Origin of the sequence: Nocardia sp. NPDC050378 (assembly GCF_040655675.1) — a bacterium.
In the GTDB taxonomy this organism is placed as follows: domain Bacteria; phylum Actinomycetota; class Actinomycetes; order Mycobacteriales; family Mycobacteriaceae; genus Nocardia; species Nocardia coubleae.
The window spans coordinates 33,617-53,813 of record NZ_JBFAKI010000017.1; the positions used below are offsets into that span (position 1 = coordinate 33,617).

General features: G+C 67.8%; 17 protein-coding genes. 5 read left to right on the forward strand and 12 right to left on the reverse strand.

The genetic code is table 11. The annotated features are described in order from the left end of the window. Positions 1-4 precede the first annotated feature (4 nt). The 3 genes from cydB to AB0I35_RS26960 form a co-directional block, all read right to left on the reverse strand. Positions 5-1,033, reverse strand: coding sequence for a cytochrome d ubiquinol oxidase subunit II (gene cydB / locus AB0I35_RS26950; protein WP_357399131.1), 1,029 nt, complete (start codon positions 1,031-1,033; stop codon positions 5-7). Positions 1,034-1,042: 9 nt separating this feature from the next. Further along, positions 1,043-2,500 (reverse strand): cytochrome ubiquinol oxidase subunit I, encoded by a 1,458-nt coding sequence (locus AB0I35_RS26955; RefSeq protein WP_357399132.1) that lies wholly within the window; start codon positions 2,498-2,500, stop codon positions 1,043-1,045. Between the two features lie 121 nt (positions 2,501-2,621). Then, the gene (locus tag AB0I35_RS26960; RefSeq protein ID WP_357148881.1) at positions 2,622-3,527 is read right to left on the reverse strand and encodes an aminodeoxychorismate lyase; all 906 of its coding nucleotides are present in this window, start codon (positions 3,525-3,527) and stop codon (positions 2,622-2,624) included. A 110-nt stretch (positions 3,528-3,637) separates the two neighbouring features. On the opposite strand from AB0I35_RS26960, the gene AB0I35_RS26965 reads away from it, so the two are divergent. From AB0I35_RS26965 to AB0I35_RS26980, 4 genes are all read left to right on the forward strand, one after another. Then, positions 3,638-4,741 carry a folate-binding protein YgfZ gene (locus tag AB0I35_RS26965; RefSeq protein WP_357399134.1) on the forward strand — a complete coding sequence of 368 codons (1,104 nt, stop codon included), beginning with the start codon at positions 3,638-3,640 and terminating at the stop codon, positions 4,739-4,741. Beyond that, positions 4,738-5,412, forward strand: a complete 675-nt coding sequence (locus tag AB0I35_RS26970; RefSeq protein ID WP_357399135.1) for an MOSC domain-containing protein — start codon at positions 4,738-4,740, stop codon at positions 5,410-5,412. Before AB0I35_RS26965 ends, AB0I35_RS26970 begins: the two co-directional genes overlap by 4 nt. Positions 5,413-5,482: 70 nt before the next feature. Beyond that, the gene (locus AB0I35_RS26975; RefSeq protein WP_357399136.1) at positions 5,483-6,433 is read left to right on the forward strand and encodes an asparaginase; all 951 of its coding nucleotides are present in this window, start codon (positions 5,483-5,485) and stop codon (positions 6,431-6,433) included. A 141-nt stretch (positions 6,434-6,574) separates the two neighbouring features. Continuing rightward, positions 6,575-6,796, forward strand: coding sequence for a DUF3073 domain-containing protein (locus tag AB0I35_RS26980; RefSeq protein ID WP_084457250.1), 222 nt, complete (start codon positions 6,575-6,577; stop codon positions 6,794-6,796). A 280-nt stretch (positions 6,797-7,076) separates the two neighbouring features. Here AB0I35_RS26980 and purM read toward each other — a convergent pair whose 3' ends face one another. From purM to purF, 6 genes are all read right to left on the reverse strand, one after another. Further along, positions 7,077-8,156 carry a phosphoribosylformylglycinamidine cyclo-ligase gene (purM, locus tag AB0I35_RS26985; protein ID WP_067640787.1) on the reverse strand — a complete coding sequence of 360 codons (1,080 nt, stop codon included), beginning with the start codon at positions 8,154-8,156 and terminating at the stop codon, positions 7,077-7,079. A gap of 196 nt (positions 8,157-8,352) precedes the next feature. After that, positions 8,353-9,993 (reverse strand): ABC transporter ATP-binding protein, encoded by a 1,641-nt coding sequence (locus AB0I35_RS26990; protein ID WP_357399137.1) that lies wholly within the window; start codon positions 9,991-9,993, stop codon positions 8,353-8,355. Continuing rightward, on the reverse strand, positions 9,986-10,933 hold the full coding sequence (locus tag AB0I35_RS26995; protein WP_357399139.1) for an ABC transporter permease: 948 nt from the start codon (positions 10,931-10,933) through the stop codon (positions 9,986-9,988). The genes AB0I35_RS26990 and AB0I35_RS26995 overlap by 8 nt, the downstream gene beginning before the upstream one ends. Next, positions 10,933-11,973, reverse strand: coding sequence for an ABC transporter permease (locus AB0I35_RS27000; protein ID WP_357399209.1), 1,041 nt, complete (start codon positions 11,971-11,973; stop codon positions 10,933-10,935). The genes AB0I35_RS26995 and AB0I35_RS27000 overlap by 1 nt, the downstream gene beginning before the upstream one ends. Before the next feature lie 53 nt (positions 11,974-12,026). Then, on the reverse strand, positions 12,027-13,628 hold the full coding sequence (locus AB0I35_RS27005; RefSeq protein WP_357399140.1) for an ABC transporter substrate-binding protein: 1,602 nt from the start codon (positions 13,626-13,628) through the stop codon (positions 12,027-12,029). A 262-nt stretch (positions 13,629-13,890) separates the two neighbouring features. After that, a complete protein-coding gene (gene purF, locus AB0I35_RS27010; RefSeq protein ID WP_067492328.1) occupies positions 13,891-15,474 on the reverse strand; it encodes an amidophosphoribosyltransferase in 1,584 nt (527 codons plus the stop codon). A gap of 144 nt (positions 15,475-15,618) precedes the next feature. Here purF and AB0I35_RS27015 point away from each other — a divergent pair, with 144 nt between their 5' ends. Continuing rightward, complete coding sequence (locus AB0I35_RS27015) at positions 15,619-17,034, forward strand: ABC transporter permease (protein ID WP_357399142.1); 1,416 nt, start codon at positions 15,619-15,621, stop codon at positions 17,032-17,034. A gap of 59 nt (positions 17,035-17,093) precedes the next feature. Here AB0I35_RS27015 and AB0I35_RS27020 read toward each other — a convergent pair whose 3' ends face one another. The 3 genes from AB0I35_RS27020 to AB0I35_RS27030 form a co-directional block, all read right to left on the reverse strand. After that, entirely contained in the window at positions 17,094-17,492 is a 399-nt protein-coding gene (locus AB0I35_RS27020) for a sterol carrier family protein (protein WP_357399143.1), read from the reverse strand. 124 nt (positions 17,493-17,616) lie between these two features. Next, positions 17,617-18,291: a lysostaphin resistance A-like protein gene (locus AB0I35_RS27025; protein ID WP_357399144.1), complete on the reverse strand. Its 675-nt coding sequence runs from the start codon at positions 18,289-18,291 to the stop codon at positions 17,617-17,619. Positions 18,292-18,431: 140 nt separating this feature from the next. Beyond that, entirely contained in the window at positions 18,432-20,159 is a 1,728-nt protein-coding gene (locus tag AB0I35_RS27030) for an alpha/beta hydrolase (RefSeq protein WP_357399145.1), read from the reverse strand. Between the last annotated feature and the right edge of the window lie 38 nt (positions 20,160-20,197).

The following is a 20,197-nucleotide window of genomic DNA, read 5'->3' on the forward strand; positions in this document are numbered from 1 at the left end:
GCGCTCAGCCTTTGCCTTGTAGCGGCAGCCCCACCGGCGGCGGAATGTGTTCCACCCGGATCCGCTGCCGGAACACCCAGTACGTCCAGCCCTGGTAGATGATCACCACCGGTGCGGCGAAGGCGGCGGCCCAGCTCATCACCTTCAGTGTGTAGGGCGAGGAGGAGGCGTCGTCGATGCTGAGGTCGAACAGCGGGCTGATCGTCGAGGGCAGCACGTTCGGATACATCGAGCCGACGATCAGCACCGTCACCGCGATCACCGTGACGGCGGTGCCCGCGAAGGCCCAGCCGTCCCGGCCCGCCACGGTGGCCGCGCCGCCCAGCAGCAGGCCGAGCACCGCGACGCCCAGCGGCACCCAGGTCCAGCCGGTGCCGTAGGCGAGCTGGGTCCACAGCCCGAATCCGCCGACCACCAGTGTGGTCGGTACCAGCAGCGCCCGAGCGATTCGCCGTGCGCCGTCGCGGATCTCGCCGCCGGTCTTGAGAACCAGGAAGATCGCGCCGTGCAGGGCGAAAAGGACGGCCGTGGTCAACCCGCCGAGCAGGGCGTAGGGGCTGAGCAGATCCCACACCGATCCGACGACCTGGCGTTCTTCGTTCAGCGGAACCCCGCGCACCATGTTGGCGAAGATCCAGCCCCAGGCAAGGGCGGGTACCCACGATCCGATGCCGATGCCGCGGTCGCACCAGGCCCGCCATTTCGGGTCGTTGATCTTGCCGCGGTATTCGATCGCGCAGATGCGCAGGATCAGCGCGACGAGCAGGAGGAGCAGCGCGAGATAGAAGCCGGAGAACAGGCTCGCGTACCACTCCGGGAACGCCGCGAACATGGCGCCCGCGGCGGTGATCAGCCACACCTCGTTGGCGTCCCAGACGGGCCCGATGGTGTTGAGCACCACGCGGCGCCGCGGATCGGAGCCCCGCCCGAGGATCGGCATCAACATGCCGACCCCGAAATCGAATCCCTCGAGCACGAAGTAGCCGGTGAACAGGACGCCGACCAGAACGAACCAGAACAGTTGCAGATCCATCGACGGCTCCTAGTACGCGAAGGACAGTTGTTCGACCGGCTCGTTCCGGCGCTCCGGTTTCTCCGATGCCGGTTCCTCGACCCCGGCGACCACGTATCGGCGGATCAAGTAGAACCACACCACCGCGAGCACAGCGTAGAGGGCGGTGAACACGATCAGTGAGAACAACACCGTGCCGGGCGAATGGTCGGAAACCGCCTGCTGCACCGTCATCCGGATGGCCGGGTCGCCGGTCGGATTGGGCGCGACCACCCACGGCTGACGTCCCATCTCGGTGAACACCCAGCCCGCGCTGTTGGCCAGGAACGGGGTGGGAATGGCGAGCAGACTCAGCCAGGAGAACCAGCGCTGATCTGGCACGCGGCCGCCACGGGTGAGCCAGAAGCCGGCCAGCAGCAACAACACCGATCCCGCGGCCAGGCCGATCATGGCCCGGAAGGACCAGTAGGTGACGAAGAGGTTCGGCCGGTAGTCGCCGGGGCCGAATTCCACGTTGTAGGTCTTCTGCAGATCGACAACGCCCTCGAGGGTCACGCCGCTGAATTTGTCCTCGGCGAGGAACGGCAGCACGTACGGGATCTTCAGCACGTGGATCACGCTGTCGCAATTGTTGTGGGTGCCGACGGTGAGGACGGAGAAATCCGGGTCGGTCTCGGTGTGGCACAACGATTCCGCCGACGCCATCTTCATGGGCTGTTGCTGGAACATCAGCTTGCCCTGGACATCGCCGGTGACCGCGACGGCGATCCCGGCGAGCGCGACAACGACCAGCGCGGCTCGGCCGACGGGCCGCCACACGGTGCGCGCTTGCGCGAGTTTCGCCGCGTCCCCGCTGCGCGCGTTGCGCACCATCCACCAGCCGGCGACGCCTGCGACCAGGGTTCCGGCGGTGAGGAACGCACCTGCCACCGCGTGCGGGAAGGCCGCCATCGCGGTGTTGTTGGTGAGCACCGCCCAAATGCTTTCCAGCTCAGCGCGTCCGGTCTCGGGGTTGTAGCGCGCACCGACCGGGTGCTGCATGAACGAATTGGCGGCGATGATGAAGTAGGCCGAGGCGTTGACGCCGATCGCCACGATCCAGATCGTCGCCAGGTGCACCAGTTTCGGCAGCCGTGTCCAGCCGAAGATCCACAGGCCGATGAAGGTCGACTCCATGAAGAAGGCGATCAGTGCTTCCAAGGCCAGCGGTGCGCCGAAGACGTCGCCGATGAAGCGGGAGTATTCGCTCCAGTTCATGCCGAACTGGAATTCCTGCACGATGCCGGTGGCGACACCCATGGCGAAGTTGATCAGGAACAGTTTCCCGAAGAATTTGGTGAGCCGGTACCACTTCTCGTCACCGGTGACGACCCACGCCGTCTGCATCATGGCGATCAGCGGCGCCAGACCGATGGTGAGCGGTACGAAGACGAAGTGATAGACCGTGGTGATTCCGAACTGCCACCGGGAGATGTCCAAGGTGTCCATCCGGCCTCCATCCACTACTACGACGTCCTGTAGTAGAGAGTACGCGTACGGATACCCCCATGAAGGGTGACAACCGCCACGGCTCAGCGCAGGGGCGCGCCCACCCGCGCCCCACAGGCGCTCACCAGTCGCCGATGGTCCCCGGTCGGTCGATCCCCGCGTCGACCATGTCCATGATCTCCTGAGCATTGTCGGGCGCGGACAGCCGCACACCGTCGAGCTGATTCACCCTGGCCGCGAGCGTGACGCTCGACAGCAGCCAGATGCTGTCGCAATCGAACAGGTCAGCGGTGAAGATCGACTGGTACTTGCACTCCCAGCCCTTCTTCTCCGCCACCGTGAACAAGGCCCGCTGGGTGACACCCGGCAGCACACCGATCTTGGCGGGCGGGGTGATGAGCTGCTTGTCGCGCGCGATCACCACGGTCGAGCGCGGGCCTTCCAGCACCCGGTGTTCGGTGCTGTGGAAGATCACGTCGTCGGCGCCCATCCGCCGGGCGAACCGCAGCGCGGCCATGTTCGTCGCGTACGACAGCGTCTTCGCGCCGAGCAGCTGCCACGGCGCCGCCTGCGCCAGGTCGACGGAGATGCCACGGGCCAGCGACATCACCTTCACACCTTCGGCACGCGCCTGCGCGACCCGCGCGGGCACCGGGGAGACGAGCACGTACGCGGTGGGTGTCGGCTCGTCGGGCACGAGACCCGAGCCGGGTGCGTCGAATTCGGAATCGCGACCGCGGGTGTAGATCAGGCGGAGCATACCCTCTTCCTCGGCACCCCACTCCTTGACCGCCAGCTCGACCGCGCTGCGCCATTTCGCCAGCCCCGGCTCGGGCAGTTCCAGCGCCTGGGCCGAGCGGCGCAGCCGGGCCAGGTGGAATTCCAGCGCGGTGGCCGTGCCGCCGCGCACCAATATCGTTTCGAACACACCGTCGCCACGCAGTGCTCCGATGTCGTCGGCATAGAGCGACGGTGTGTTCGCGTCAGCGACCACACCGTCGAGTGTCACAAGAACCCGTTCTCCCATGTGACGAGCGTAGGCGTTATAGCTCTGTTATGCCTACGGCTGCCGTGGATCCGACGCGGCGCGACCGCCCACCCTCGGCGCGTGCGAGCGGACACGCCTACAGTGGTGGTGTGTCCGTGGACGTCGCCCCCAGTCCTGTTCTCCAAACCCCTGGCGCCGTCGCGGGTGCGCCGGGCTCCCCTGATGCCGCGGTCGCCTGGCACTACGGCGACCCGTTCGGCGAGCAGAAGGCCGCCGCGCAGCGCGTCGCCGTCGTCGACCGGTCGCATCGCAGTGTGTCCCGCGTCACCGGCGCCGAGCGGCTGAGCTGGTTGCACACCATCACCAGCCAGCACATCGCGAACCTGCCCGACGGCCACAGCGCCGAATCACTCGACCTCGATCTCAACGGCCGCGTGCTGCACCACTTCGTGCTCACCGACCTCGACAGCACCCTCTGGCTCGACACCGAGGGCGGGCACGGCACCGAACTGCTCGGCTTCCTGCAGAAGATGGTGTTCTGGGCCGATGCCAAACCCGAGGCCGCCGACTTCGCCGTCCTGAGCCTGCTCGGCCCGGAGACCGACACGCTGCTGCCCGCCCTCGGCCTCGGCGAACTGCCCGGGCTGTACGCGGCCGTGGCACTGCCCGGCGGCGGGTTCCTGCGCCGGATGCCCGGCGACTCCTTCGACCTGCTCGTCCCCCGCGCCGACCTCGCCACGTGGTGGACGAAGCTCACCTCGGCCGGCGCCCGACCGGCGGGCATGTGGGCCTACGAGGCGTTGCGCGTGGCCGCCCTCCGCCCGCGCGTCGGCGTCGACACCGACGAACGAACCATCCCGCACGAGGCCCGCTGGATCGGCGGTGTCGAGGAGCAGGGCGCGGTACACCTGAACAAGGGCTGCTATCGCGGCCAGGAAACCGTTGCGCGCGTGCACAATCTGGGCAAACCGCCCCGCAACCTGGTACTGCTCCACCTCGACGGTTCCGCCGACGAACGGCCCGCCACCGGCGACGATGTCACCGCGGGCGGGCGCACCGTCGGTCGCCTCGGCACCGTCGTCGACCACTACGAGCTCGGCCCGATCGCCCTGGCCCTGGTGAAACGCTCCGTGCCGGCGGGCACCGAACTGGTGGTCGGTGCCATGGCCGCCGCCATCGACCCCGACTCGGTCCCCTCGGACGAGGGCGTGCAAGCCGGGCGCGCCGCTGTCGACCGCCTGCGTGGTCGATGAGCCGGCCGCAGTTGCGCGCCGGTGACACCGGCCGTGTCGAAGCCGTGTGCGTGGTGCACGCCGAACTCGAGATGCGCACCCGCGTGGGCCGCAGCGCCATCGACAAGCGTCCGGTCGCGGGTCGCGTCGGGGTGCGCGCGCTCGGACTCGACGGCGACCACGTGTGCGACACCGTCCATCACGGCGGCGTGCACCAGGCCGTCTACGCCTACGCCGAGGAAGACGCCCGCCGCTGGGCCGAGGAACTCGACCGCGACCTGCCCGCTGGCTGGTTCGGCGAAAACCTGCGGGTGACCGGCCTACCGCTCAGCGACGCGGTGTTCGGTGCCCACTTCGCGATCGGCGACACCCTGCTCGAGGTGAGCGCTCCCCGCGTTCCGTGCGCGACCTTCCAGCAGTGGTCCGGCGAGAAGCAGTGGGTGAAACGCTTCGCCCTGCGCGCCGATACCGGCACCTACTTCCGGGTGCTCACCGAGGGGACGATCGGCGCGGGCGACGAAGTACGGGTGATGCACGTCCCGGCCCATGGCATCACCGTGCGCGACCTGTTCACCGGCGCCGATCCCGCACTGCTCACCCGGCTGCTCACGGAGGAGCCGACCATCTCCGACGACATCCGCATGCAGATCGACCGGCACAACAGGAAACGAACGGTGGAGGTCCGCGCGTGAGCGGTCAGCGCCCGGAGGCGGCACCTCGCGTCACCACGCAGGTCGCCCGATCACACCGAAAGGACACAGTGTGAGCGTCGAACTGGTCGAGGTGGTGCGGTCCGGCTTCCGCGAGTGCGTGCACCGTGGTTCGGTCGTCGTGCTCGACGCCGACGGCACCCCGACCGTCGAGCTCGGTGAGGTGCACGGCCCGATCTTCCCGCGCTCGACGAACAAGCCCATGCAGGCACTCACCCTGCTGCGCAACGGCTTCGACCCCGTCGACGACGACGAACTCGCCATCACCACCGCCTCCCATTTCGGCGAGCCCGACCACATCGCCCTGGTCACCCGGCTGCTCGACCGCTTCGGCCACACCCCGGCGGACCTCGCCTGCCCACCGGACCTGCCGTTCGAGGAGAACGCCCGCGCCGCCGCCATCACCGGCGCGGGCCGCAGCCCGCTGTACATGAACTGCTCCGGCAAACACGCCGCGATGCTGGCGACCTGCGCGATCAACGACTGGCCGCGCACCGGCTACCTCGAGCTCGAACACCCACTGCAGCAGGCGGTTCTCGCCACGATCGCCGAGGTCACCGGCGAACCCGAGACCGACCTGGGGATCGACGGCTGCGGCCTGCCGATCGTCCCCGTCTCGCTGATCAACCTGGCGCGCGCCTTCGCGACGTTCACCACCGCCGAGCCCGGTACCGCCGAACGCCGGATCGCCGATGCCGTGCGGAGCAATCCGCGAGTGATTTCCGGCACGAACGGGCCCGATCTGCAAGCGATGTCGGCCACGCCCGGACTCTTCTGCAAAATCGGCGCCGACGGCGTGCACGCGGGTGCGCTCCCGGACGGACGTGGGTTCGCCTACAAGATCGACGACGGTCACGACCGCGCCCGAATGCCCCTGACGCTGGCGATTCTGCGCAAACTCGGCATCGATTGGACCGACGAACACACCGACCTCGCGGCCACCGCGGTCCTCGGCGGCGACGCCCGCGTCGGGGTGATCCGGGCGATCCCCGGGGTGCTCTGACACCCGTTCGACAGCTCTTCACCCACTCCTGGGAGCGCGACCGCCGGACACACGCTAAAGTGTCTGTCAGGAAGAGTATTAATTCGAACGGGGCCGCCAACAAACCCCAGGCCGCCCCGCAGTGACGCGAGGGGGTCAGCCATGGGCCGTGGCCGGGCTAAGGCAAAGCAGACCAAAGTCGCACGTGAGCTCAAGTACAGCTCCACGCCGACCGACTTCGCGAGCCTTCAGCGCGAGCTGGCGGATAGCACTCCACTCCACTCCCGAGGGAGTGGTGGCTTGCTATCCGACGAGCACGACGCGGATGATTCGCCGTCCCGTTGGAACAACGAGGACGACGACTACGACAGCTGGCGTCGCTGACCGAACGCCGGTGAAGGGGGAGGCTCGTGGTGGCCTCCCCCTTCAGCCGTTGTTCCGCGCAGCGTCGCAGGCTCGCAGCAGCAGTACGGCGAACATCCGAATACACGACGAGCGTCCTGTGCACACACAGGACGCTCGTCGTGTTCGCCGGACTCGAGACCCCGACCTCCTCGAGGTGGCGGACCCTACCTATGTCGGGTAGCCGTGCGAGGCGGTCGGCAAACCTCTGAACACGACAAAGCCGGGCCGCGCGTGCGCGACCCGGCTCGGTTGTCGAGGCTCAGAACCTGGGATGGTCGCCCAGCAGCACCGCGCGCGGCGCGTCGGCGTCGGCGGCCTTCTTGACCTGACCCAGTGTCCAGCAGTCGATGTGGCGGGCGGTGAGCACCGCGAGCGCACGGTCGGCGTCCTCGGGGGCGACGATCGCGACCATGCCGACGCCCATGTTGAACGTCTTCTCCATCTCGAGCCGTTCCACCCGGCCGCGCTGGGCGATCATCTTGAACACCGGCGCCGGGTTCCAGGTGCCGCGATCCAGTTCGGCCACCAGACCGGCGGGCAGCACGCGCGCCAGATTGGCGGCCAGTCCGCCACCGGTGACGTGCGAGAAGGTGCGCACATCGGTTTCGGCGATCAGCGCCAGGCAGTCCTTGGCGTAGATGCGGGTCGGCTCGAGCAGTTCCTCACCGAGGGTGCGGCCGAATTCCTCGACGTGCCCGGTGAGCGACATGCGGTCGATGTCGAGCAGCACCTTGCGGGCCAGGCTGTAGCCGTTGGAGTGCAGACCCGAGGAGCCCATCGCGATGACCACATCGCCCGGGCGCACGCGGTCGGGGCCGAGCACCGAGTCGGCTTCGACCACACCGACGCCGGTGGCCGACAGGTCGTAGTCGTCGGGGTCCATCAGGCCGGGGTGTTCGGCGGTTTCGCCGCCGAGCAGCGCGCAGCCCGCCTTGATGCAGCCTTCGGCGATGCCGGAGACCAGTTCGGCGACCTTCTCCGGGACGACCTTGCCGATGGCGATGTAGTCCTGCAGGAACAGCGGTTCGGCGCCGCACACCACCAGGTCGTCGACGACCATGGCGACCAGGTCGAGCCCGACGGTGTCGTGCTTGTCGAGCGCCTGGGCGACGGCGATCTTGGTGCCGACGCCGTCGGTGGAGGCGGCGAGCAACGGCTCCCGGTACCCACCCTTGAGCGCGAACAGTCCGGCAAATCCGCCGATCCCACCCTGCACCTCGGGTCGGCTGGCTTTCTTCGCCAATGGTCCGAACAATTCGACGGCGCGGTCACCGGCTTCGATGCTCACGCCCGCGGCGGCGTAGGAAGCGCCTGCACCGCTGGGTGTCTGTTCAGTCATTGTGGGGAAAGCTCCAAACCGAATCGGCGGATAGATGCACACCAACTCTAAGTGATCCGCCCGCCTCTTCGTCGTGCGGCTCCTCGCTGGTCTGCGCCGACCTGCCCGGTGGTGACGGAACTCTCCCCACGCCGCGCTCGTTCGGGCGGGCGTGCGGGGAGCGGACACCGCCGAGTACACAGGCCAGCAGCCGGCCTCAACTGGCGGCGAGTTCGGTACGGCGTCGGCGCTGTTCCACCGGGTCGGGGACGGGGACGGCGGCGACGAGACGCTGGGTGTACTCGTGTCGCGGGTTGCGCAGGATCTGTTCGTTGTCGCCTTCCTCGACGCAGGTCCCGTTGCGCAGCACCATGATCCGGTCGGCCAGCTGGTCGACCACGGCGAGGTCGTGGCTGATGAACAGGCACGCCCAGCCGCAGCCGCGCTGCAGTTCGGCGAACAGCTCGAGAACCGCGGCCTGTACCGACACGTCCAGGGCGCTGGTCGGTTCGTCGGCGACGAGCAGATCGGGGTCGAGAACGAGGGCACGAGCCAGGCTGGCCCGCTGACGCTGCCCGCCGGACAGTTCGTGCGGGTACCGGTTCTCGGTGCCCGCGGGCAGGTGGACGTCGTCGAGCATGTGCCGCACTCGTTCCCGAATGCTCGCCTTGTCACCGACCCCGTGCACCAGCAGCGGTTCGGCGACGCATTCGCCGACGGTCATCCGGGGATTGAGCGAGCCCGCCGGGTCCTGGAACACGAACCCGAACCGTCGCCGGATCGGCCGCAGCTTGCGCGGGGACAGGCCCGCGATGTCCTGGCCGCGGATCAGCACGTGCCCTTCGGTCGGCCGTTGCAGGGCGGCGACGCACCGCCCGATGGTCGACTTGCCCGAGCCCGATTCACCGACCAGGCCGAGGGTCTCCCCCGGCCGGATCTGCAGGCTCACCGTGTCGACGGCCCGGAACGGCGGCCTGCCGAACGGTCCGGGGAACGTGACGACCAGGTCGCGCACATCGAGCACCGGCTCTACGGTCCGGTCCGGCTCCGGCCGCGCCGTCGCCGACCCCAGGTGCGGCACCGCGTCGAGCAGCGCCCGCGTGTACTCGGCCTTCGGGCTGGCGAACAGCTCGTGCACCGGCGCCTGTTCGACCACCTCACCCGCGCGCATCACCACCACCCGGTCGGCCAGGTCGGCGACCACACCCATGTTGTGGGTGATGAGCACGATCGCACTGCCGAGCCGGTCGCGCAGATCCCGCAGCAGCTCGAGGATCTCGGCCTGCACCGTCACATCGAGCGCGGTGGTCGGTTCGTCGGCGATGATCACCTTGGGTTCGCACGAGATGGCGATGGCGATCATCACGCGCTGCTTCTGTCCGCCGGACAGCTGGTGTGGGTAGTAGTCGACCCGGTGCTCCGGATCGGGCAGCCCGACCAGGCGCAGCAACTCGACGGCCTTGGCCTTGGCGTCCTTGCGGCTCATCCCGCTGTGCGCCCGCAGGGCTTCGCAGATCTGGAACCCGACGGTGAACAGTGGGTCGAGCGCGCGGGCGGGCTCTTGGAACACCATCGACACCGCACCGCCGCGCAGGGCGGTGAGCTGCTTCTCGGTCATCGACGTGACCGGTCGATCGCCGATGGTCACCAGGCCGCGCACCGACGCGGACTGCGGAAGTAGCCCGATCGCGGTGCGTGAACTCACCGACTTGCCCGACCCGGACTCGCCGACGATGGCGAGCACCTCACCGGGAAACACCTCGTAGGACACATCGCGTACCGCGTTCACCGGGCCCGCATCGGTCGTGAAGGTGACCGACAGTCCCGAAACGGCCAGTGCGGCAGTCTTCTCACTCATCGACGGACTCCTTCGAAGTGACCGCACGCCTGGTACGCAGCAACGGATTCAGCGATTCGTCGAGACTCTCCCCGACCAGGGTCATGCCGAGGACCACGAGCACGATGGCGGTGCCGGGGAAGATGGAGGTCCACCAGATGCCGTTGGACACATCGTTGAGCGCCTTGTTCAGGTCGTAACCCCATTCGGCGGCCTGGGTGGGTTCGATGCCGAACCCGAGGAAGCCGAGCGCGGCCAGGGTGAGGATGGCATCGGCCGCGTTGATGGTGACGATCACCGGCAGCGACCCGGTGACATTGGACATGATGTGGCGGAACATGATTCGCGCCGTCGACGCACCGGTCACCCGCGCGGCGTCCACGTACGGTTCCGTCTTCACCGCCACCGTCGCATTGCGCACCACCCGGAAGTACTGCGGCACATACACAACGGTGATCGCGATCGCCGCCGACAACATGCCACCCAAACTGCTCGACGTGCCGCCCGCGATGACGATCGAGACGACGATGGCGAGCAGCAACGACGGGAACGCGTAGATCGCGTCCATCACCAGCACCAGCACCCGGTCGACCCACCGGCCCACATAGCCCGACAGCAACCCGAGCGGCACCCCGATCAGCAGCGACAGCGTCACCGCGATCGCGATGACGAGCAGCGCGGTGCGGGCACCGAACAGCACCCGCGACAGCACGTCCTCACTGCGCACCGAGGTACCGAACCAGTGCTCGGCCGACGGACCCTGCTGCGACGCGAAAGCCACACCGTCGGAGGTGTTCTGCGCCAGATCGTAGGGCGCGAGCAGCGGCGCGAACGCCGCGACGAGCACGAAGCCGGCTACCAGCACCAGCCCGGTGACGAGGGTGACCCGCTGCATGCCGACCGTTTTCGACAGCAGCTCGGCGCCCGGCAGGCGCCTGCGTTTAGTGATCGCCGTACTCATCAGAACCTCACCCTCGGATCGATCAGTGCGACAACGGCATCCACCAGGAAACTCATCACCGCGACGAGCAGGGCGATGAACGCCACGATGCCCTGCACCGCGATGAAGTCACGGGCCCGCAGGTACTCGGCGAGCTGATAGCCGAGGCCCTTCCACTCGAACGTGGTCTCGGTGAGCACCGCGCCGCCGAGCATCATCGCGATGCACATGCCCATCACCGTGATGATCGGGATGAGCGCGTTGCGCACCGCGTGCCGCCCGGTGACCACGCGCGCGGACAACCCACGCGCCCGCGCCGCCTCGACATAATCGCTGCGCAGGGTCTGGATGAGGTTCACCCGGACCAGCCGCAGGAAGATGCCGCCGGTGAGCAGGCCGAGCGCCACCGCGGGCAGCACCGCGTGTTCGAGCACGTCGAGCACATAGGACGGTTCGCCGTAGAGGATCGAATCGATGAACAGGATGTTCGTCTTCGGCGACACGTGCTGCAGCGCCAGCTCCACATCCGTGCTGGCCCGGCCACCGACGGGGAACCAGCCGAGCCACACCGAGAACACCAGCTTCAACAGCATGCCGACGAAGAACACCGGCGCCGCGTAGGCGAGCACCGCCGAGAACCGCAGCACCGCGTCGGCGGGCGTATCCCGGTGTGTCGCGGCGTATCTGCCCAGGGGGATACCCACCGCGAACGCGACGAGCAGGCCCCAGAACACCAGCTCGAAAGTGGCCGCACCGTAGTTGACGACCACATCGGCGATGGCCTCGTTGTCCTGGGTCCGCCCGAAGTCACCGCGCAGGAACCCGGTGATGTACTCCCAGTACTGGGTCAGGATCGGCCGGTTCAGCCCGGCCGCGTCCTTGCGTTCCTCGATCTGCTCCTGGGTCAACCGGCCACCCATGGCCGCGCTGATGGGGTCACCGATCACCCGCATCAGGAAAAACACCACGGTCACCAGCAACCACGCGGTCGGCACGATCAGCAGGAGCCGGATCAGCAGGTACCGCAGCAAAGCCACCTGGCGGGAACCCCCGCCGCGCATCCACCCGAAACGTCGCGCCCGGACCGGTGATCCGGGCGCGACAGGAACGTCACTCACTTGCTCAGGACCGTGAACCGGAACTTGAAGGAGCCGTCGAGGGTGTCGCCGACACCGTTCACGCCCGGCTTGGACACCGCGACCTGCTTGCCCGAGAGCAGCGGCAGCGTCGGCAGATGGTTCTGGGCGAGATCGGTCTGGATCTTCTCGAGCAGCTCCACCCGCTTGACCGGGTCCGCCTCGGTGAGTTCAGCCGTGAGCTGGGCGTTGATGGCGGGGTTCTCGAAGTGTGACTGCAGGAAGTTGTTCGGGCCGAAGAACGGCGCGAGGTAGTTGTCGCCGTCCGGGAAGTCCGGGTACCAGCCGAACTGGTACATCGGGTAGCCGTCGGAGGCGCGTTCCTTCTGGTAGGTGACCCATTCGGTGGACTGCAGGTTCACCTTGAACAGGCCCGACGCCTCGAGCTGGGACTTGACCGCCGCGTACTCCTCCGAGGAGCTGGAGCCGTAGTGGTCGGGGTTGTACTGCAGGTTCAGCGTCACCGGGGTGGCCACGCCCGCGTCGGCGAGGAACTTCGCCGCCTTGTCCTTGTCGGGCTTGGCGCCGTAGAGGTCCTTCAACGGCTCGGCCGCACCGATCATGCCCTGCGGCACATAGCCGTACGCGGGCTGGTAGGTGCCCTTGTACACACCGGCGGCCAGCGCCTCACGGTCCACCGAGGACGCCATCGCCTTGCGCACGGCCAGCTTCTGCTCGGGCGTGCTGCCCGGCATGGTGTTCATGTTGAACACGATGTAGCGCAGCTCGCCGCCGGGTCCGTCGGTGACCTTCACCTTGGAATCGGCACGCAGGCTGTCGATGTCGGTGGGCGTGAACGAGCGGTAGCCGACGTCGATGGCGCCGTTCTGCAGGTCCAACTTCAGATTGTCGGAGGTGGCGTAGTACTTGGTGGAGACCGAGTCGTTCTTCGGCTTGCCGAGGATGCCGTTGTAGTCGGCGTTGGCCTTGTACTCGACCAGCTTGTTCTTGTCGTAGGTGCTGATCGTGTACGGGCCCGAATAGCCCTTGGCGGCAACGACTTCCTCGTCGGAGGCGACCTTGTCGGCCGGGAAGACCTTCTCGTCGACGATCGGTCCCGCCTGGGTGGGCAGGACGGTCGGGAAGGTCTGATCGTTGGCGACCTTGAGCGTGAACGCGACGGTGAGATCGTCGACCACGTCGGTCTTGTCGAGATTGGTGAGCAGCGCGGCCGGCCCGTGTGGGTCGTTGATCGCGATCATGCGATCGAAGGAGAACTTGACGCTCTTGGCGGTCAGCGGATTACCGTTGGCGAATTTCAGCCCGGATTTGATCTTGCACGTATACACCGTCGGCGCGGTGAATTCGCATTTCTCCGCCGCATCCGGCTTGGGCGTGGTATCGCCGGGCGCGAAGTTCAGCAGGTACGAATAGATCTGGTTCTCCACGAGCAGCGAGCCGTTGTCGTAGGCCGCGGCCGGGTCGAGCGCGAAGATCTTGTCCGTGGTGCCCACGACCAGCCCCGCGCCGGATCCCGCCTCGTCGGTGCGTCCCGACCCGCAGGCCGCGAGCGTGGCCGCGACAACAGCCGCGATACCCACTGCCGCAACTTGTTTCGCGCGATTCTTGCGAGCGCTCATTGCACTGTTCACCATCAGGTCCCATTCTCGAACGCCGCGATGTCGCCGCACCCGGATCACGGGAGCGGCGACGACGCGGTGAGCTAGCGATATAACGAGGGACCGTACAGGCGAACCATTACCGCCCAGTTTCAAATCGAGCGAAAAATTACGCGGATGTTATGAACAAATCTTACGTAATTCGGATAGGCCGGAAAATTGTAGGTACACAACACAAAAGGGACCGATCAGGTTTATCCTGACCGGTCCCTCGTGCGACTGGTTATGGGCGGCTGAGCGCGTCGACGTTCACATTGCCGCCGAGCAGTGCGGCCTCGGACTGGCCCGACAGCATCCCCTCGAGCACGTTCTTGCCGATGGCGGCCTCCTGCGGCAGCTCGATCGGATACTCGCCGGTGAAGCAGGCGGTGCACAGCCGCGAAGCGGGCTGCTCGGTCGCCGCGATCATGCCCTCGGTGGAGATATAGCCGAGCGAATCGGCACCGATGGAGCGGCGCACGTTCTCGACCATCGCCTCGTAGCTGTCGTCCGAACCGCCCGCGCCGTTGGCGATGAGCTCCGCGCGCGAGGCGAAGTCGATGCCGTAGAAGCACGGCCACTTCACCGGCGGCGACGCGATGCGCACATGGATCTCGAGCGCACCGGCCTCACGCAGCATCCGGATCAGAGCGCGCTGGGTGTTGCCGCGCACGATGGAGTCGTCGACGACGATGAGCCGCTTGCCGCGGATCACCTCGCGCAGCGGGTTGAGCTTGAGCCGGATACCGAGCTGGCGGATCGTCTGGCTCGGCTGGATGAAGGTGCGGCCCACATAGGCGTTCTTCATCAGCCCCTGGCCGTACGGAATGCCGGAGCCCTGGGCGTAACCGACCGCGGCGGGCGTGCCCGACTCGGGCACCGGGATCACCAGGTCGGCCTCGACCGGGTTCTCCTTGGCCAGCTTGCGGCCGATCTCCACGCGGGTGGAATGCACCGAACGGCCCGCGATGGTCGTGTCCGGCCGCGCCAGGTACACGTATTCGAAGACGCAACCCTTGGGTTCGGGGTTGGCGAAACGCAGCGAGCGCACACCGTCGGAGTCGATGGCCAGCAGCTCACCCGGCTCGATCTCGCGGACGAAGGCGGCGCCGACGATGTCGAGCGCGGCCGTCTCCGAGGCGACGACCCACCCGCGATCGAGGCGGCCGAGTACCAGCGGGCGCACACCGTGCGGGTCGCGCGCGGCGTAGAGGGTGTGCTCGTCCATGAACGTCAGGCAGAAGGCGCCGCGCAGTTGCGGCAGCAGTTCCATCGCGGCCTGCTCGATGCTCGAGTCCGCCGAGGCGTGCGCGAGCAGCGCGGTGACGATGTCGGAATCGGACGTGGCGCCGGTCATCTGCGGACGGCCGTTCACCACACCCGCACCGATCAGGCCGAGTTCGCGTGCGCGCCCGGCCAATTCGGCGGTGTTCACCAGGTTGCCGTTGTGGCCGAGCGCCAGGCCGGAGCCGACGGCGGTGGTGCGGAAGATGGGCTGGGCGTTCTCCCAGGTGACCCCACCGGTGGTGGAGTAGCGGCAATGGCCGACGGCGATATGGCCGGGCATCGCGCCGAGCGTCTGCTCGTCGAAGACCTGGGACACCAGGCCGAGATCCTTGAAGACCAGGATCTGGGAACCGTCGGAGACCGCGATACCGGCCGCCTCCTGTCCGCGATGCTGCAGCGCGTACAGGCCGTAGTAGGTGAGTTTGGCCACGTCCTCGTCGGGAGCCCAGACGCCGAAGACGCCACACTCCTCGCGAGGCTCGTTCTCGGGCTCGTCGGAAATGGCGGATGTTGTGTCGATCGTCGGATCGGCGTCGGTCACCGTTTGCTCCCTGTTCGGGCGGGCTGGGGGCACTCGTCAGTCTACGGGTGAATCACCGGTGCGTACCACGGGTGCTCGCATCCCGGCAGCAATCTCCGCGCGGAACACGCTGATCGGCCGAGTGGAGCTGTTACCGTGCCGATTGTGACGACGGACGACAGTGCAGACGTTGCAGCCGGTGAATCGCGTTCCGACAGTGAGAACGCCAGGTCGACGCCGAGCGATTCCCGCAAGAAGTCCGCCCGCGAAGCGATGTTCGACACATCGACGCGCCCGCGGCGTCACTGGGCCAAGATTGTGTTCGCCCCGACACTGGTGCTCGCCGTGCTCACCGGTCTGCTCGGCGTGATGTACCTGGGTTATGTGGCCGATCCGGAGAAGAATCTGCACGATTTCCCGGTCGCGCTGGTGAACCTCGACGTGGGCGATGTCCTCGACACCGGTGGTCAGCAGCGCCGCGTCGACTTCGGCAAGCAGGTCACCGACGCCCTCGTGGCGAACGTGCCCGCCGACAAGATCGACCTACGGGTAGTCGGCAAACCGGAGTCCGAGCAGTTGCTGCGCACCGGCCAGGTGTACGGCGCGATCATCATCCCCGGCGACTTCAGCAAACGCCTGGGAATTCTCGGCGCGGGCTCGATCGTGCCCGGCGAGATGGAAAACCCCATCATCACCTTGCAGACCAATCCGCGCATGGGCGCCTATGGTGACGCCATCGTGCAGCGAATCGGTGAGCAAGCGCTGACCGAGGTCGACAAGCAGGTCGGGGTGCAGCTGGTCGATCAGGTGCAGGCCACCCTCGCGCAGACGCCGGAGGGCGCGCAGCCACCGCAGATCTCCGGTGCGGCGATGCTGAGCCTCGAGAGTCCCATCGACACCGTCACCCAGGAGTACCGGCCGCTGCCGCCCGGCACCGGTCAGGGGCTGACGGCTTTCTTCTACGCCCTGCTCCTGCTGCTGGCGGGGATGGTCGGGGCGATGGTCATCCACACCATGGTCGACGCCCAGTTCGGTTTCGTGCCGACCGAGTACGGGCCGTGGTTCGTGCACTATCCGACGTCGTCGATCTCCCGGTTCCACACCCTGCTCGTCAAGTGGGGCGTGTCGACGGTTGTCGCGGTGGTGGTGTCGGCGGTGTTCCTGCTGGCGGCCGAGCTCGTCGGGATGCCGATCGACAATCCGCTCGCCCTGTACCTGTACTCGGTGCTAGCCATGGTCGCGGTCGGCTGGACGGCGCTGATGACGCTGGCCGCGCTCGGCACGGCGGGCCTGCTGGTGAACCTGGTGCTGTTCGTCATCCTCGGCCTGCCCTCCTCGGGCGGCACCGTGCCCATCGAGGCGACCCCGACCTACCTGTCCTGGCTGGCCGAATTCGAACCGATGCACCAGGTGTTCCTCGGCGTGCGCTCGATCCTGTACTTCGACGCGAACTACTCGGCCGGCCTCGATCGCGGTATCTGGATGGCCTTGCTCGGGATCGCGATCGCCGTGGTCGCGGGCACGATCATCACCCGCTACTACGACTACAAGGGCCTGCACCGCAAGAACCACACCGCCTGAGCCTTGTCAGCCGCGCGGGCAACGCGCGGCCGGATGGCGCTCAGGCATGAGCACCTGGCTCAGCGCGACGCGGGCAAGGGCACGATCGGCAGCCAGTCGGCGATTTCGGCAGCCCTGGTCCCGGACGCCGAGACCGCGCCCGAGGCCACGGCGTCGCCGAATTCCAGCAGCCCGGTGGCCAGCAGCAACCACGTCCGCGCATCGGTCTCCACCACATTCGGCGGATTCCCCCTGGTGTGCCGCGGCCCCTCGATGCACTGCACCGCCACGAACGGCGGTACCCGCACCTCCACCGAATGTCCCGGCGCACTCGCCGCCAACGCCCGCGCCGTTCCCTTCACCGCCGCCCCCAGCTCCCCCCGCCCCGGCGCCGCCACCCCCGCATCTTCCAGCCACTGCGCCACCGCCAACACCGCCGCCCGCACCTGAGCGGGATCGACCACATTCCGACCAGCCATAACGCGCAACGCTACCGACCGACCCCGACAGCAATCGAGAGACCGTATGTCCCGAGTTGCCAGCCGTGCCGAGAAGGGCGAAACCGCCGCCCGAGCATCGCGGTCCACGGCATCGCGGCCGCCCCTAAGGCTGGATGTTCAGCGGGCTTCGCAGCTGGCCGATGCCTGACCCGGCGGCAAGTCGGGTCTCGATGTAGGTGGCCAGGGTGGGCAACAAGGCGCCGCCCGCATTGACCGCGAGGTGGAGGAGGGCGGGGGCGGTGGCGCTGTCGGCGCGGCGGCGCAGGGCGCTGAAGATCAGGCCGGCGGCGGTGGTCGCGGCCAGGGTGACGGGGAGGGAGTCGCCGGCGGTGCGGGCGGGGTGGATGTGCCAGAGGGCGAAGTCGGCGGCGCCGACGATGGGCGGGCAGCCGCGGGGATCGAGGAGCGGGTCGAGGGTGGCGCGGAAGACGGCTTCCTCGGCCAGGACCGTGCCGACGGGGATGTGGACGGCGATCCATTCGAGGGTGGAGGTTTCGGGGACGCGCACCGCGACTTCGGCGGGCAGCCTGCGCAGCGCCGGAACGGCCAAGACCACGCCGTAACCCGCGAGAACCACCGCAGAACTACCGAGACCCCACCGCAAACCGCTGGCGGACAACCAGTTCGGGCGACCACGGAACACCCCGGTGTACGCGCCGGCGAACAGCACGTTGGCCACCGATCGTCCGCGCAGAGGCAGACCGAGGGCAGGCAGAACCCAGTTGTTCCACACCGGCGGTATACACAGCGCCACGGCGACTTCGACTACTCGGCGCACTCGAGTGCTCCGCGCGCGCCTGGCTCTCATCTCACGCGCACCGCACGTTACCGGCACCGTCCGGACCCAGGCCCCCGGTTCATTCGCACAGATCCCGGCGCCCACTTCCCGCTCAGCACAAACCACGTTCTCCCCGGCTCTCACTTCACCTCCCGCTCCAGCTTCTCGGCGGATTCCACTGCCACCCTGGTCTTCTCGACCACGTCCGCGCTCACCGACAGCCCCGTCACCGCCAACCACCCGTCCAGCACGAGACTCCCGTACCGATGCCCGTGCCCGTCCGACACCCCTTGCGCATTGGTCAGATCGGCCGTGACCTGCCAGAACGTCACGAACGGCGCCCATCGCATCTGCGTCGACACATCGTCGCCACGCGGTTCACGCAACCAGTCCGGCCGGGTGAAGATCAGGTCCGCCGACCACCACACGATCGGGTCGGACGGATGCTGCAGGTAGGCGATGCGAGGCTCGCGCCATATCTCGGGCGAGTCGAAATCGCTTGCGTCGTCGGCGAATCGGACCACGAGCCCATCGGCATAAACCGGCGCCACCTCTCGCGAACCCGGATCGCGCCGGGCCACGAACTGCCGCCACAGCCGATTGGAATTGGGCGGCCCCACCCACAGCGCCCCGTCGACCTTCTCCCGCAGGTCGGCCAAACCCTCGAAGGCCTCCTCCGACCCCTGCGACCCGAGACTCTCGCCGTACACGAACAGCTTGGGCCGCAGCTCTTCCGGTTGCGCCGACCACCGCCGGTACACCGCGTCGAACAGCTCGCGGCTCGCCGCCGCGGCCTTCTCCCGGTCGGACAGAAACGACAACACGCTGGGCAGATACGAGTACTGGGTGGCCACGATCGACGTGTCACCTCCGTAGAGATATTCGAGCGAACCGGCCGCCATCCCGTTCACCCACCCGGTCCCGGTGGTCGTCACCACCACCATCGCCGACCGCTCGAAGGCCTTGGTCCGTTCCAGTTCGGCCACCGCCAGCTCGGCCGCCGTCTGCTCTCCACGCACCGATTCCAACCCCACATAGGCCCGAATCGGTTCGCGCGCAGGCCTACCCGTCACCGCGGCGATGTCGGCCGCATCGGGACCGTTGGCGACGAACCACCGCCCTTCGAAACCGAGCGTCTCCCAAGGCGCGAGCGAAGCCGGGCTCCCGGACTTCTCCGGCGCCACCGGCTGCACCGCGTACTCCGTCGTCCGGTCGTTGCGCACACTGAACGCGGAGTTGGCGACGGCGAAGAACGCCCGCGAGGCCACCCCGTTGAACACCGTCACCGCGAACACCACCAGCACCAATGCCCCGGCCGATGGCGCCAATTCGCGCGGCACCCGCACCCACTGGTTGAGCTGACGGGCCAGCACGAGGATCAGCGCACGCACCGTCCGGTACACCGCGACCACCGCCACCCCAACGGCCACACTGAGCAGCCCGGTCCGCAGATACGCGGGGGTGGTCGTACCTTCCATCCCCATCAGTGAGGTGATCTCCCGCTGCCAGCGCGCCGACTGCACGAGCATCCCGGCCGCCACGACCGCGCACACCACGAGCACCACGGCCTTGATGGCGTACCGCACCCGGTCCGGCGGCCCGGCCAGCGGAATGCGTGGCCGCACCCACCGCCGCGATCCCCACTCGAGCACGCAGCCGAGCCCGTATCCGATGGCGGCGTTGATCCCACTGATGAGTCCCTGGAACAACCAGTCGCGCGGCACCAGCGACGGCGTCACCGACAGCGCGAAGAACAGGGTGGCGACGACGATTCCTGGATAGTTCAGATCGACGATGTCCTCGACGCGCCGCACCACCCGCTTACCGCGCGTACGCAGCGTGACGAGGGCCGACCCGGTCGCAGACACCGATCAAGTATGGCTGGCGGCCGCATCGGGGGCAGCCG